Here is a 15,568-nt window from a genome sequence, read left to right as displayed (position 1 = left end):
GGTTAAATGTAACAATCGCTGCGATTAAGGGAAATTTCAGCGTGAAGCGGAATGTGTGATGGGTATAGCGGCCAATGATCAAATATTGATGACATCGGTGTCAAAGGGCGCTTAATAAGGGACACATATTTCAACTGTGTTAGTTAATTCTTTTTGGAAACCAAGATATGTTTAAAAAAACAAAACTTGCATATGCAGTAGCGGGCACACTGGGCGTTGCCGTTGCTTCTCAAGCGTATGCACAGCAAGCACCAGAAGAAATGGAACAAATCGAAGTAAGGGGCGTGCGCGGTTCCTTATCACAGTCAATGAATGTTAAGCGTCAGTCATCAGGTGTTGTCGATGCTATCTCGGCAGAAGACATGGGTAAGTTCCCAGATACAAACCTGGCAGAATCACTGCAACGTATTACTGGTGTATCTATTAACCGTGTTAACGGTGAGGGTTCTGAAGTAACCGTACGTGGTTTCGGTGGTAACTTTAACCTGATCACGTTAAATGGCCGTCAGATGCCTGCGGCAAACGTTGCATCTATCACCGGTAACTCCGACGACCAGGGTGCTTCCGGTTCTACCCGTTCATTCGACTTTTCTAACCTTGCCTCTGAAGGCGTAAGTGGTATTGAAGTATACAAAACGGGTCGTGCAGCCGTACCGTCAGGCGGTATCGGTGCAACTATCAACATTAACACCATCAAACCATTGTCCCAGGGCGAAAACCGCATGTCCTTTGGCGCGAAAGCGATGAAAGACGAAAGTGGTGAAGGCGTAACGCCGGAACTGAGCGGTATGGGGAATTGGTCTAACGACGACAATACTTTTGGTGTTGCTGTATTCGGTTCTTATCAGGAACGTGATTCCGGTAGCCGGGTGATGAACGTGTCTCAGTATCAGCTGTTTAACTGGGATTCCACTTCACCGGGTACCTTTGGTCTGGTAGACGGTGCTACTGTTACCAATCCGCCCGAAGAAGGTCAGCTGGTGGCGATGCCGCCTAACGTAGGTTATGGCGTAAACGAAGACAGCCGTGAACGTTTGAACGGTATGATCACGTTGCAGTACGCGCCTTCTGAAACATTAACACTTACTGCAGATGCAACTTACGCTAGTAACACCATGGAATCTACGTCAATTACCGACGGTGTGTGGTTTGCTCGTCAGTTCACTGACATGGAATTTGACGGTAACCCTATTGTTGCCACACCTATTCGTTTCAGCGAAGACATCGACGGCGGTAAAGACTTCTTCTTCCAAAACCTGGCCCTGGCAGCGAAAGATGAGATGCACTCATTTGGCTTCAATGCTGATTGGTGGGTATCTGACGAACTGAACCTGCGTTTCGACGTTGCTTCATCAGAAGCGAAAAGTGGTGGTGATGGCCCTTCTGGCAAAAACGTTGTTCGTATGAACGTGGCCGGTGCGACCGCAGGTTGGCAGACGGTTGACCTGTCTTCAGGCTTCCCACAAGTTAGCATTGTGGTTGACGATTCTATTAAAGGTAACAACAACGGTATCTTTGATATGCCGGACGTAGGTCCTCAGGTTGCTCGTGCTATCGAATCTAACCAGAAACAAACTGTTGATCAGTTCCGCTTTGATGGTACCTGGGACCAGGGCGCAGACGTGAAAATTGATTTCGGTATGGGATACATTTCTACTGAAATGAACCAAAACCGTTACGAGTCTGAAGCGCAACTGGGTGGCTGGGGTGTAGCTGATGTTGGCAACATTCCTGAAGGTCTGTTGGAAGTGACTTGTACCGCTTGTGCGTTTGAAGATACTGCAATTACCGGTGTGCCGGGCGCAGATTCGATTGCCGTTCCTGCGGGTTCAACAACCATTCCATTAGGTAGTGTCTCTTTCAAAGGTAATGCCGTTGAATTGGTTGATGTTATTGCACCAATGTACGGTTACACGCTGGATACCTTCAACGCGATTTCTTCTGCCGACAACACTGTAAAAGAAGATATCTTGTCTCTGTACGCAATGGCGTCAATGGACGGTGAACTGGGTGGTTTTGAAACCAACTTAGTTGTAGGTGCGCGTTATGAAAAAACAGATGTAGAGTCTATTTCTTTACAAACTGTACCGCTGCAAATCAACTGGGTATCAGATAACGATTTCCGCATGGTACTGGGTGACGAAACAGAAGCGCTTTCACAGAAACATTCTTATGAAGCATTCCTGCCGAATATCGACTTCTCAATTAACCTGACTGACGACTTGAAAGCCCGTGCTTCTTACAGCATGACACTGGCGCGTCCAGCCTACAATCAGATGTACACCGCTACTACAGTGGGTGCACCTGGTCGTCCTACCTACCTGGGCGGACAAGGTTCTGGTAGCCGCGGTAACGCTGCTCTTGATCCGCTGGAGTCAAATAACTTCGACCTGTCGTTAGAGTATTACTACGGTGATGCGTCTATGGTATCTATCGGTTACTACCGTAAAGACGTAGACAACTTCGTGGGTACACAACAGGTTTCTCAAGGTCTATTCGGGTTACTTGATGCAACTTCAGGTGCACCAGGTACCGTATCTGCTGAAGCGATTGCTGAACTCGAAGCTCGTGGTGTGGAAGTAACAGAGCGTAACTTCTTCACAATGACAGCACTGCTGACTAATCCAGAAAACTTCCCTGGCGGTGCGAGTGAGTTTGAAGAAGGTCAGGCGTTTGCTGATGCGGTATTTGCGTCAAACAACGTTGAGCCACAAGCCGGCGACCCAGAAATGCAGTTTGAGGTTACTCAACCTGTGAACAACCAGAGTGCCCGTATTTCTGGTTACGAATTCGCATGGCAGCACTTCTTTGGTGACAGTGGTTTCGGTTACCAGGCTAACTTCACAATCGTAGACGGTGATATCGGTTACGATGTGGGCGCAAGCCCGGCTATCGAGCAGTTCGCATTGGAAGGCTTGAGTGACAGTGCTAACCTCGTATTAATTTACGAGAAGAATGGTCTGTCTACGCGTGTTGCTTACAACTGGCGTGATGCGTTCCTTGCGGAAGTTAACCGCTCTGTATCATCACAGCGTAACCCGCTGTTCATTGATGAATACAAGCAGTTAGACTTAAACGTGAGCTATGACTTCACTGAAGACTTCACCATGAGCCTTGATGTCATCAACTTACTGGAAGAAGGTCAGCGTCAGTATGGACGTACACAAAACAACACGTTCTTTGTTCAGGAACTGGACAGACGTTTTGTACTGAGTGCCCGTTATAGCTTCTAATTGAATCAGTAACAAAAGTGAAGCCGCACCTGATAGTTGAGCAGGTGCGGTTTTTTTATGCGTTTTTAAATTCGCTAACTAACAACCTATTATTGACATTCTAATAGTTCACCTATGTTATTAGCCCATTGTTATCTGAATCTTTGCAGCTTCCGCGTCCCAGATGGGCATTCGTTAAATAGCAAAGCATTATCCATGGAAATCCACTATGCATTACCAGGGCGAGCAGTTTGAGGGAAAACATTTTGATGAAGACCTCGAAGCCGTAAAATTCGAGAATTGCCGGTTTATCGATTGTGACTTTACCCGTGCAAAACTATCAGGCGCAGAGTTTTCCGGTTGTGCCTTTACCACCTCCGACGGCGACAAAGGTTGCAGCTTTTCATTTGCTGATATTCGCGATACCAGCTTCCGAAATTGTCGTTTGGCACTGGCCAGTTTCCGTGGCGCCGACGGATTCGGCGCTGAATTCAGAGACTGTGATTTAAAAGGCGCTGATTTTAGGCAGGCGTCTTTTGCTAACTTCATTACCACAAAATCTTACTTCTGCTCAGTATTCATTACCGGCTGTAACTTAAGTTATGTTGACTTCGAGGGGCAGCTTTTCGAAAAATGCGAACTCTCAGAAAACATTTGGCGCGGCGCGAATCTCAGCGGCGTGAGTATGGATGGTGCAGACCTCAGTCGTGGAGATTTTTCTTCAGACAGCTGGGGCACATTCAGCCTGAAAAACTGTGACCTCCGCCATGTGGATTTACATGGCCTCGACATTCGCAGAATGGATTTAACCGGCGTGAAAATTTGCGACTGGCAACAGGAATCCCTGCTCAGTCCTCTTGGGTTGGTGGTGAGCTAGAGATAGAAACAACGCATAACGAGAGCAGTAGCTGACGCAGAACGTATATCACCGCCTTCAGAAGCAAAGCATGTATGGAATATGAGCGTCAGATTGGCTTCACACATTCACACAACGATAGGGTGAATTGGGAAACGCATCGGGGGCGTTACGGAAACAGGGAACCAGTGGCTTTTCTTTCGTGATCTGCCAAATCAAAACTCAGTTGCCAGCGTCCTCTTTAACTCATTACTGAACCATTGCACCACGGGCCCGTGCTGGCGTCCCCGTGGCGTGATGATGTCTACCGGCACGCTCCAGGTTTTATGATCAAAAACCATGTCCATTTGCGTAAGTTTGCCGGTTTTCAGCGCATCTTTTGCCATAAACGCTGGCAAATACGCCCAGCCAATTCCCTGCAGAAGTAGTGACAGTGCGTGCTGGTAGCCTGAACACCACCACACGTTAGATGCCATGCTGATTAAGAATTGAGATTCACGTTTTGCGCTGCCGCGAACGGCTATCTGTTTGTGCTGTAGCAGTGACGTTGAAGATATCTTGCAGGCATCTGCGAGGGGGTGTGACGGGTGACACACCGCGATAAAAGGTACATTGGCAACGAAGAAGAAGTCTGTGGTTTTCATGGATTCAATTTCCGAAAACATGAGACCCAAGTCAATATCACCGTTTTCAACGGCGAGAGCGATATCATGAGAAGGAAGGGTAGCGAAGTCTAATTCCAGTGTAGAAAACCGGCTTTCTAGTCTGGCTATTAACGCATAAATGGCAGGTGTCAGCATGCCGTCGTCGATGGCGATACTCAGCCGCGTTTCCTGAGACTGACTGATTGCCGCGGCTGTTTTCGACAGCTCATCAGCTTGCACTAACAGACCCTGGGCCATTTTCAGTAAGCGTGTTCCTGCTTCCGTGAGTATAGGTTGTCTGGATGTGCGGTCGAACAATGTCACGCCTAAGTCAATTTCAAGGTTATTGATTGCCTGACTTACCGCCGACTGCACTTTCCCTGACTTGCGGGCACAGGCAGAAAACGAGCCTTGTTCTGCGGTGATAACGAACATGCGGATATACTCAAGATTTAACATATCAGTAAAAGTGATGGTTGCTAACTGGTCTTCATTATAAATAAAGATAGTATGCCGCCCAATAGTTCATCATTTAATGAGGAAAACGATGAGTTGGATTTATCTGGTGCTGGCAGGATTAACCGAAATTGGCTGGCCTCTAGGCCTGAAGTTATCTCAAAGCGGTCAGTATAAATGGGGTGGCATCGCCATGGCGATTGCATTTATGGGTGTCAGCGGTTTCTTACTGTATCTGGCACAACGGGATATTCCTCTGGGCACCGCGTATGCCGTATGGACCGGCATAGGCGCTGCCGGTACGTTTCTGGTGGGCGTTTTTGCCTTTGGCGACCCAACATCACTGCTGCGCTACATCGGCGTATTTTTGATTATATCGGGTGTGGTGCTGCTGAAAGTAGGATGAAAAATGTGAGGTGAATATCACCTCACGGTCAAATGCTATGATGGCAGTCTGAGTACTTAATCGCCCGTGGTAGCCACTAAGCCAAGAGTAACGCCAGTAAAGCCACCGGCTGAGGCTGTACTGAGATAAGACGTTTCGCCATGCCAGGGAAGTGTGTGTAACATTATCGCTGTTTATGTTGCTGCCTGATACCCAGGTAAGCAGGTAATCCTTTTTCACTGAGTTTACTCGAGGTGGCGGTTATCGTGGTCCGGTTGTCGGGACCAACGGCGTTGTGTTTGTAGTCGTTTGAGAAGAAACAGCAAAGGGAACTGCGTTTTTAGCGAATCAATTTTCTCTTTGGGTGAGAGCGGTTTTTCCGATATTTCGACCCGTGTAGCCGGTGTTAACCTGGCGCTTAACGAAAACTGGGCAGTGCAAACCAGTTATCTGGATTTGAATATCGGTACCCTGAATAAACAGCAGATTGAGGTGGCTTCTATCCGCGCAGCGTATTCCATTAATAACAACTGGCAAATTGGGACGGGGGGTACAGCACAAACGGGTTGCGAGTTGGGGAAGTGATGACACGCCGATTTTTTGGGAAGTGAGTGATATTGTCTCTACCACTAACGAAACCGCACCGCTGATCTTCACCCGCTATATCCTGCCCGGCAGCGCGCCAGGTGAACAATGGCAAATGGGCATGTCGTATGTCCGCGGAAACAGAGAAAGAACTATGGAAAGTAGCGTGGTTTATCAGCCTCACCCCGGTTGGCTGGTGGGGGCGAACTACAAAAATGTGGATAACCTGATTGATAATGCTTCGTCAGATATCATCAAATTTACCGTGGGCCATAACTTTACTGACAACGCCAGTATGCAGCTGATTTTTGAATCTGACCTTACCAATGGTGGTACGCCTACCGCGAATATCTTTGGTGTGTGGGTGTTTTGATAACAAGAGGTGCGCTTAAATCAGCGCACCTTTATCACTGCAGATAAGTATTCGCTTATCAGAACTCGTAACTTAAATTTGCGAATACCATTCTTGGTCTGGCGTAGGCGGCTTCAGCATAGCCACTGCCTGAACCTAATGATGAGTTACCAGATACGCGGTAAATCTCATCGGTGGCGTTATTAATGCCCAACGCTACCTTCCAGTCCATATCCGGCGACTCGATAACTACCGAAATATCAACCAGCGTATAGGCATCGTTTTGCGCAATGGCTTCGGTGTTTGCCGCATCAAAATATACCGGGTCGCTGTAGGAAATATCAATGCGAGGCTGAATACCGTAGCCGTCAATTTCGCCGTAGTAACCAATACCGATATTCCCTTGTAATTCAGGCGCGAAAGGTAACTGATTGCCTTCTGCGGGCCCTGCACTTACCGGGCGGCCGGGTACTTCTATTTGAACCGCTTCATCAATAGACGTATCGAGGTAGCCTAAGCCGCCTTCGATAATCCAGTTATCGTGAGGGATCCAGGTGAATTCCAGTTCGGCACCATCAATGGAAGCCTTTCCTGCATTGAACAGCCACGGCGCAATGAATACCCGGTAACTGAATTGTAGGTTCGAATAGTCAGAGCTGAAAACCGCACCGTTTAAGCGGAATTCGCTGGTAATGTCAGATTTAAAGCCTAATTCATAGGTTTTCACTTCTTCCTGATCGAACAGGTGTCCGGCGTCAAGGTCAGACTGCTCAAGGGCGAAGTTAAAGGTTGAATTCCAACCGCCGCCTTTAAAGCCTTCGGAATAGCTGGTGTACACCATGGTGTCTTTGGATACCGTATAGCTTAAGTTCGCCGCCACTGTGGTGGCCGAGAAGTCATGTTCATACAGCTTCTTTTCCAGGTATTTGGTGTCCGGGTCGGCGTAATCGAACTGATCAGGAATTGAGCCTTTGGTTTCTGAGGTATAACGAATACCGAACGTACCGGCCAGCTTGTCGGTGAGGTCATAAGTGGCCTGAGCAAAATAAGCCATGGCTTCGTTATCGGTGATATTGTTGTCGCTGTCGAGGTGGCAACGGTTTGTGCCTTCCCCACAGGTAAAGCCGTCACCTCGGTCGCCTACCTGTACTGTCAGAATGTCCGTCACTTTTTCAGTGTAGTAAAACGCCCCGACAATGGCCGACAGGTCATCACCGGTGTAAGTCAGTTGCAGTTCCTGACTGAACTGGTCGCCTGAGGAATCAAAATCGGTGTGCAGGATAGTAAATGGCGTGTTGTCAGCATCCCGTTTGCCGGTCCAGGCTAAGTCGCGGTATGCCGTAACAGATTTAAGCTGCAAGTCGCTGTTTATGGCATATTCGAGGTGTAGAGATGTCCCCCAGTTTTTCAGTTCACTGCCAACTTCTGCGGTGCCATTGCTGGTAAACGGGCCGCTGTTCCACTGATTGTTCGCACAGGCCGAATCGGTATTCTCACCCACGTAACCACGGGGACCACCGCCCACCGTCACAAGACCTGAAACGTCCAGCGCCGAGCCTTCAGCGGTCGTGACCGGGCGGCCAGGAGGACCAGGCAGTGCAACCCAGGCGTCGCTGCAACCTGCCGCTACACTCTGGTTTGCTGCAAACCAGCCGGGGTTGGCCGCCGCGCCAGTTTCATTCACGTCGTTATTGTTGTTGTAACCGGCAAACACCAGCGGAGAGCCGTTTTCATCGGCTTCGGTGTAGTCAAAATTTAGCTTAGCGGTAAAGTTACCGGCGGGTTCGTATAAAAATTTAGCCGTTGCAGTGGTGTTATTGGTGTCACCTAAATCCAGACCGTCGTAGGCGCGGGTAACATAGCCATCCTGCTTTTTCGTACCAAGGGTGAAGCGGCTGAACAAGTCATCTGCTAAGGGTATATCCACTGCACCGGAGAGTTCCATTAAGCTGTCACTGCCGATGCCGGCTTTGACTTTGCCCCCAAATTCATCGCCGGGTTGCTGCGTATTAATGATAACCGCGCCACCAATAGTGTTGCGACCAAACAGGGTACCTTGCGGGCCGCGTAGTACCTGAACACTTTCGATATCTCGCATTTCCATGGTGCCGCCGACGGATTGTCCCATGTACACATCGTCAATGTACAACCCGACGCCCGGATCCGTATTGGCCCTTGAGCTGATTTGTCCTACGCCACGAATAAACACAACCGAAGAATTATTGTTACCTGCTAAAGGCGCATTATTAGTAAATTGCAGGTTAGGGGTAATTTTGCCGATGTCGTCAGTACCGGAGATTTGGCGGCGTTCCAGAGCATCGCCGTTGAATGATGTCACTGAAATAGGCACTTCCTGCAAGTTTTCAGTCACTTTACGGGCAGTTACCTCTATGGTTTCCAGTTTATATTTGCCCTGATTTTGGTTGTCATCAGTTTGTGCCGACGCACCGAGGCTTGTCAGTCCGCCATGCAAAGCAATGGTCACGGCCACAGCCAGACCTTTGCGGGAAAATAATACCGCACCGGGAGAGCGCGCTTTCTTCGTTTGGGTAGGATTCATGGTTACACCTGCTCATGGTTTTATGTATTTTTGTTTTTGTCTGGTTAGGCAGCAGAAACTGCGATCTCCAGACTTGTCTGAAATGTTAAAACCGTTAACTTGGTGTAACAATTGGCCGTATTGAAACAGTTTGTTCGCCGATGGGAAACAATGGCGGGGATAATATGCGGTGATAAAAAAGCCTCGAATCTCTGGGAGATGACGAGGCTTAATTCACTGTCAGATTGTTGCTGGTGCAAACAACAGCACAGCAGGGAAGCAAATTTAGTGTGCGGCTTTTTCGCAGCGAAATGAACCTTCAATCACGCTGCAGTTCAGTTGGCTATCGGGCTTGAAAAAGCGATTGCCTGCCCAGTCATAATAGGGCATAGATGGCTCCGTAACCGGTTTGTAATTTGCCGCTACGCGCCAGTCGCCTTCGCCAGTGTACGCTGCAACTGTTGGGTAGGGGTAAACGGGCCAGCTTCGTTTCACATAGTTAACGTCTACCACCGTCGCGGCTTTTCCGTCAGGTGAACCCATTATCGCTGGGGCTTTTGGCTTATCGTCTTTTCGGGGCGGGCCGGCATGCTGTTTACCTGCGGTGCCGTCATGACTGGCAATAATCACCTCTGGCTTTATGCCCTGTTCTACCCACGCCATCATTGGGGTGAGTAAATCGAAATCATGTGGACCCGTGCCGCCATCGCAATGATACATGCCCGGAAATAAATAGAGCTGCATAAAATCACCAACGTCCTTGCCGCCGGAAGATACCTTTTTTGCCGCTTCATAATAGGTAACCGTATTTACCGGAGAAATATGCGGGTCCTGCATTCCGTGCCAGATGATCAGCTTACCGCCGCGCTCACGGAAGGCATTGATATTAGGGTTTGTGCCGCTGTACAAACCGTTCAGAGGCCTTATTTTATTGAAGTTTTCTTCGGTGAACTGAAAATCATCGAGGGTGTATTCTGAAGGTGGATTATGTTGATAAATCAGGTTTTTAATCGCACCATCAGCAATCATTGTACTGAATATCTGCTCGCTGCCTGCCCGCGGCACTTATACGCCAACCCAGGACAGTTCAGAGCCGGGTTGTGGGCCGCCCAACGTTAATGCCTTTCCGGTGGCGGGATCTTTCGGGCCGTCGTACAGTTTTTTCGCGGCATCTATTTTTTCCTGTGTCAGGCAGTTCTCGCTGTCACCTTCCTTGCATAGGGTAACCTGCGGATCAAAGTCACACTGGAAAGGCTGTGCAATAATGCCGTCTTTAAGTCCGTCTTGTTTGTCACAAGCCGCGACGGCTGCGTTATAAAGTACCGGCATATCTGCTGCGTGTAAGATGGCGTTTCCGTCGGCACCGGTATTCGAGCGTGCCTGCCAGCCGTGGAAGAAGCTGTTCTGCACAGAAAAGTTCATTGCCGGCGCACCGGCGATGATGCCGTCAAAGTCATCCGGATAACGCTGTGCTTCAACCAGCGCTTCCCGACCACCATCAGAGCAGCCGTTGAAGTAGGCGTACTTTGCGGGCTGGCCGTAGTATTCTTCTATCAGTGCTTTCGACGCCAACGCGGTAATATGCACACCGCGATAGGCAAAATCGATGCGCTTCTGCGGGTCCTGGCCAAAATCGCCGCCCATACCCGAGTGCCCCATGTCTGTACTGGCTAACACAAACTCATCAGATTTCACGGCAGTACAGCCGTCGGCAGCACCAATATTCATGTTTATCATACCGCATAGACCACCGCAGCCCAGTTGCATAAAGCGCTGCGTCCAGGCATCTTTTGGCAGCGTCACTTTGAACCCCACTGCAGGCGCCATGGTGCCTTCAACCACGCAGCTTGTTTTGCCGTTGGCGGTTTGCTCTGACGCCGATGTGATCTTGCTACCTTCACCTCCGATTTCAGTTAAATCGAACGTCAGCAGACTTTCACAGCTCGCTACTGGTGTAACGATGTTCAATGATGGTGGAGAGTTCAGTGATGATGTGGAATCCGCAGCGGGTAGTTCGCTTTTAGCTTCTGATTTCTTATCAGTTGCCTGCTGACCGCAGGCGCTGAGAAAGGCACTGAAAATAGCAATACAAGCGACGACCAGTGAGGTTTTGTGTCGATAAAACATAAGCGTTCCTTATTTGTTTTTGCCCGATACCGAATAGGTCATCGCGACTTTCCGAGTTTCCAAAAACGCTTCCAGTGTTTTTCCACTCATTTGTGCGTACACATCCAGGTTGGTCATACCCAGTACTGCCGCCATCTTTTCCAGACTGAAGAAAATCACGCCATAGTGAATAAGGCCAATCCAGTCCCGCTGATTAAGCAGTTCACACTCCTGCTCTGATAAGTCGAATTCTTCAAATAATGCTTGTGGCTCAGCAACAAAACGCTGGCGATGCGCCGGTTCAATCAGGCGATGCAGGAAATCATTGAGGCGATACGCACGATGAGAGACTTCCAGCGTAAACGGGTGCGTGCCCTCAATCTGCTCAACGTTTTTCAGCTGATGGCCAACGTGAATACGATGTGCTTCTCTGGTGGCTTCACTGGTGTGGCTTTGATTTTCAAAAATAATGGTGGCCATATTGGTCATCGACGGGCAGTGGGTGGTTTTATGCACGCACGTAACATTAGAGGATAACGCGCCGCGCATAATTAACCACATAATAACTTCCGCGCCTTCCATCCCACCAAGTTCTGCGTACTGCGCATGCGTGATGTGGGTCAGCGCTTCGGGATCGTGTTCCAGTAAGGTCAGAAATTTCTCATCCCAGGCTTCATTATTAAAACCACAGCGCTCACCGTGCACCTGATGCGACAGACCGCCGGTTGCCACAATCGCCACATCAAGATCTTCAGGGTAACTTTCAATGGCTTTACGCAAAGCTTTACCGAGGTTGAAACAGCGCTTTGCGGTGGGTATTGGAAATTGCAATACACCCACCTGAAGCGGCACAACCGCACCTGACCAGGCGTTACCGCGGTCAGTCATCATGGAAAGTGGCGAGAACATGCCGTGATCAACGGGTTTGTTTTGAAAAAAAGACAAGTCAAATTCATCGGCAAACAAAGAGTGGCCAATATGCCTGGCCAATTCAGCATGTCCGGCTACAGGCGGATACTCGCGGGGACCACCACCCTCATCAGCGGTTTCGTATTTTGAGTCGACACCTAGAACAAAAGGCGAGTAGTGGTCGAAAAAGAAAGAGGTGATATGGTCGTTATAAATCACAAACAGGACGTCAGGCTGTTTCTCTTCCAGCCAGGCGGTGACGGGCTCAAAAATGTCAAATGTGCCGGTCCATTGAGCGTCTGCTTTGGTGTGTCTGTCTTTTGCGAAGCCAATGGTTGGCGTGTGAGAGGCACCGATGCCGCCAATAATTCTGGCCATGATTCAGTCCTTTTTAACGGGTTGATGATTAATTTTGAGAATGGTTGCTGTGGCGACCAGCAGGGGAATACTGAAGATAATGAACATCCATCCCACGGGAATGCCTGCGCCAATCAGAACACCGGCCAATGCAGGGCCACTGACGGCACCAACGCGTCCAGCCCCGATTGCCCAACCAACACCGGTGGTTCTGATCGACGTGGGATAGAGGCGGGCCGCCACAGCATATAAACCGGTGAAACCGCCTTGCACAAAAAACATCAGAACAAAAATGGCAACGATGGCGCCGGCCACATTCATGTCGACAGTGCCATACATCACAGACGCGATGGCACCTAAAATGAAGAACACTGAAATAACCCTGATAAGCCCCATTTTTGAAGACAGCCATCCCAGCAGTACAGAGCCAAAGAATGCGCCCAGGTTTAATGAGATCCCCGCCAGCATGGCATCTTCTACGGGGAGTCCGGCATCAACGGCAAGTTTCACAACCCAGCTCAACAGAAAGTAGAGGCTGGCGAATGCCATCATGAAGGCTAGCCATAGCAGGAGCGTAGCACTGCGCAAATTGCCAGTGAGCAGAGCGGATAGTCTGGCAGAGGTTGTAGCATCGGTTTCGACACGGGGCAGCCTGGATACAACGGTATGCTTCAGGCTCAGTAAAATGCGGTTCACTTTTTCCAATGCCTTAGTTGGTTGCCGTGAAACTAAGAAATCCAACGATTCAGGTAATAAAAACAGCGCCAGCGGTAACGCACACAGAGATATCAAAGCGGTCACTTCAAACAGTGGCTGCCAGCCCCAGTGCGGCAGAATATGTGCTGCCATAAAGCCAGCGATAATTGCCCCTATGGGATAGCCGGCGTGAAGGATGAGAATCGCCTGATTCCGGTATTTATCTGGTGCATATTCCGACACCATCGAGGTGAGGCTTGCCAACATTGAGCCAATGCCGAGACCAGCCACAAAGCGGAAGAAGGCCAGTTCGGTTACTGAGTCTGAAAGGGCTGTCAGCCACATGCCTGCAGTGATGGTGCAAATGCTGCCGACGATAATTTTCTTGCGGCCCAGCTTGTCAGAGTAGGGGGAAACGAACACGGCGCCCAGTGCCATCCCCACCAGAGCGGCACTGAACACGATGCCCAGCGCACCCGGTGACACATCCCAGGCATCAGAAATGAATGGCGCGGCGAATGAAATAACCAGCACATCCATGCCGTCTAACATGTTTAACAGGAAGCAAATTCCCAGCACTCGCAGATGGAGTCCTGTAAGCCGTGGTGTATTTATAATTTTATTCAGATTCATGGCTACAACTAATTACTTGCTTTCGAAGTAGAGTGGATGTTATTAGTGTTAAGATGTTGTAACAATCTGTTCAAAAGAAACGCATTGTTCGCATTTGGGAAACAATGAAAAGTAGGTGCTGGCAGTGGAAAGAAAGTGGAATATTGAACATTTACCCGTGTTTGTTCAGGTGGCTGAAACACTGGGGATCTCTGCCGCTGCCAATCAATTGGACTTGCCTAAATCTTCAGTCAGCAAAATCATCAGTCAGCTGGAAAAAGCCCTTGGTGTAAGGCTGCTGGAGCGAAATTCGCGAAACGTACGTCTGACTACAGAAGGCGAGGTGTTTTATCGCGAAAGCATCCGTATTCTGGAGCAGGTTGATGAAGCCTCACACACCATGCAGGGACTTGTGAGCCACCCATCTGGCCGCCTCACAGTGGCAATGCCCATCGCCTTTTCCAGAGAAATTATGGCACCGCGGTTAAGTGAGTTTGCCGCGCTTTATCCTGATATCGCTCTTGAAATCGTGGTCACGAATCAGGCGCTGGATATCATCAAAGAGCAAATCGATCTGGCGGTGGTGGTCGGTGCGCTTAACGACTCAGATTTGATTGTGAAAACGCTGTACCACAGCCGGTTGTGTTGTGTTGCTTCTCCTACATACGTACAGGCAGAGGGACTGCATGACGAAATGGTTAACCTGCAGTCTCACGTCCGAATTGCAGAGTCTCGATATGCCATGCGTCGTTTCCCGATAAGAATCGATCAAACCAAAAGTCAGATCGATTTATATTCAAAGGTGTTCCGGGTGAATGATCCACTTTCGGTAAGGGATGCGGTAATTAGCGGTTTTGGCGCTGGGCTAGTGCCTTATCAGTATTGTAAAAAACAACTGGCAGATGGCACGCTGAAAGAAGTGTTCCCCAAAGTGAACTTTGATGTGACCGCCGCGACACTCTCGGTGATTTACCCTACACGCAGGCTGCTGTCTAACAAATCCCGGGCATTTATCGATTTTCTTACCGATACCTGTAACGCCATTTAGCCTTTCTCTATTTATTATCGGTTTCTAGGGCATTCATGTCTTGCTCAATCGCATTGGAGATATGAACATACATCGCCAATCTTGCGCGGGAAGGATCTCGTGCTTTAAGTGCGTGATAAATTTTGCGATGTTCGTCAACGTACGGGTGAACGCCTAAATCACGGAGCCGCTGGTGAAAGGTGGAGCTGAGCGCTGATTGGTTGCGTAATCCCCACAACCATTTCACGTAAGATTCCAGTGCACTGTTGCCCGTCGCGCTGGCGATGGTGCTGTGAAAGCGCTCGTCAGCCTGCTCTTTTTGTTTTTCGCTGGCTTCACTGTTGTCCATTGTGCAAATCGCCTCTTCTAAATCAGCAAGCTGTTCATCGCTAATCCGAGCTGCGGCTAAACTCACCACTTCCGGTTCAACTAATAAACGGGCTTCAAGTACTTCGAAGGGGCCAGGGGCATCGTCGAGTTGCGCACCATTGAGTTCGTGTTGTTCAAGGGCGTAAATACCTGAACCTGTGCGAATTTCTACCAAACCAGCAATTTCAAGGGCGATCATGGCTTCGCGAATGGTGGGGCGACTTACTTCAAAGCGTACCGCAAGATCGCGCTCAGATGGCAGACGGTCACCCGGCTTTATACTTCCTGTGCGAAGCTGCGCTTCGATTTGCGTGGCGACTTCCATGTATAAACGACGGACTTTTACGGCTTCTACTTTCATTATTAAATGTGGTCAGTTAACTAACTAGATTAACTGACAACATTCAACGAGATAGGCCAGAGTGTCAAGCCAATTCCAGTATTGGTGACACATGATAGCTTT

General features: G+C 49.2%; 11 protein-coding genes and 1 pseudogene. 6 read left to right on the top strand and 6 right to left on the bottom strand.

Features of this window, described 5'->3' with window-relative positions:
• Positions 1–167: 167 nt before the first annotated feature.
• Both ACXAFQ_RS14625 and ACXAFQ_RS14620 read left to right on the top strand, forming a co-directional pair.
• The gene (locus ACXAFQ_RS14625; protein ID WP_474823881.1) at positions 168–3,233 is read left to right on the top strand and encodes a TonB-dependent receptor; all 3,066 of its coding nucleotides are present in this window, start codon (positions 168–170) and stop codon (positions 3,231–3,233) included.
• Positions 3,234–3,441: 208 nt separating this feature from the next.
• The gene (locus tag ACXAFQ_RS14620) at positions 3,442–4,089 is read left to right on the top strand and encodes a Qnr family pentapeptide repeat protein (RefSeq protein WP_070125973.1); all 648 of its coding nucleotides are present in this window, start codon (positions 3,442–3,444) and stop codon (positions 4,087–4,089) included.
• Between the two features lie 194 nt (positions 4,090–4,283).
• On the opposite strand, the gene ACXAFQ_RS14615 is transcribed toward ACXAFQ_RS14620, so the two are convergent.
• The gene (locus ACXAFQ_RS14615; protein WP_474823878.1) at positions 4,284–5,147 is read right to left on the bottom strand and encodes a LysR family transcriptional regulator; all 864 of its coding nucleotides are present in this window, start codon (positions 5,145–5,147) and stop codon (positions 4,284–4,286) included.
• A gap of 112 nt (positions 5,148–5,259) precedes the next feature.
• Between ACXAFQ_RS14615 and ACXAFQ_RS14610 the strand changes: the two genes are divergently transcribed.
• The 3 genes from ACXAFQ_RS14610 to ACXAFQ_RS14600 all read left to right on the top strand — a co-directional run bounded on the left by ACXAFQ_RS14610 (position 5,260) and on the right by ACXAFQ_RS14600 (position 6,511).
• The gene (locus tag ACXAFQ_RS14610; protein ID WP_474823876.1) at positions 5,260–5,574 is read left to right on the top strand and encodes a DMT family transporter; all 315 of its coding nucleotides are present in this window, start codon (positions 5,260–5,262) and stop codon (positions 5,572–5,574) included.
• 339 nt (positions 5,575–5,913) lie between these two features.
• A complete protein-coding gene (locus tag ACXAFQ_RS14605) occupies positions 5,914–6,138 on the top strand; it encodes a hypothetical protein (protein WP_474823874.1) in 225 nt (74 codons plus the stop codon).
• Positions 6,139–6,160: 22 nt separating this feature from the next.
• Entirely contained in the window at positions 6,161–6,511 is a 351-nt protein-coding gene (locus ACXAFQ_RS14600; protein ID WP_474823872.1) for a hypothetical protein, read from the top strand.
• Between the two features lie 58 nt (positions 6,512–6,569).
• On the opposite strand, the gene ACXAFQ_RS14595 is transcribed toward ACXAFQ_RS14600, so the two are convergent.
• The 4 genes and pseudogenes from ACXAFQ_RS14595 to ACXAFQ_RS14580 form a co-directional block, all read right to left on the bottom strand.
• Complete coding sequence (locus ACXAFQ_RS14595; protein WP_474823870.1) at positions 6,570–9,050, bottom strand: TonB-dependent receptor; 2,481 nt, start codon at positions 9,048–9,050, stop codon at positions 6,570–6,572.
• Between the two features lie 264 nt (positions 9,051–9,314).
• Positions 9,315–11,156 (bottom strand): annotated as a pseudogene (locus ACXAFQ_RS14590) (tannase/feruloyl esterase family alpha/beta hydrolase).
• A 9-nt stretch (positions 11,157–11,165) separates the two neighbouring features.
• Positions 11,166–12,422, bottom strand: coding sequence for a gallate dioxygenase (locus ACXAFQ_RS14585; protein ID WP_474823868.1), 1,257 nt, complete (start codon positions 12,420–12,422; stop codon positions 11,166–11,168).
• A 3-nt stretch (positions 12,423–12,425) separates the two neighbouring features.
• On the bottom strand, positions 12,426–13,676 hold the full coding sequence (locus tag ACXAFQ_RS14580) for an MFS transporter (RefSeq protein ID WP_474823866.1): 1,251 nt from the start codon (positions 13,674–13,676) through the stop codon (positions 12,426–12,428).
• 178 nt (positions 13,677–13,854) lie between these two features.
• Here ACXAFQ_RS14580 and ACXAFQ_RS14575 point away from each other — a divergent pair, with 178 nt between their 5' ends.
• Positions 13,855–14,757, top strand: coding sequence for a LysR family transcriptional regulator (locus ACXAFQ_RS14575; RefSeq protein ID WP_474823864.1), 903 nt, complete (start codon positions 13,855–13,857; stop codon positions 14,755–14,757).
• Between the two features lie 7 nt (positions 14,758–14,764).
• Here ACXAFQ_RS14575 and ACXAFQ_RS14570 read toward each other — a convergent pair whose 3' ends face one another.
• Complete coding sequence (locus tag ACXAFQ_RS14570; RefSeq protein WP_474823862.1) at positions 14,765–15,466, bottom strand: FadR/GntR family transcriptional regulator; 702 nt, start codon at positions 15,464–15,466, stop codon at positions 14,765–14,767.
• Between the last annotated feature and the right edge of the window lie 102 nt (positions 15,467–15,568).

The organism is Alteromonas sp. ABH2_165 (genome assembly GCF_056159945.1).
Note: the sequence above shows the minus strand (reverse complement) of the source record. Positions and strands in the feature narration are given on the sequence as shown.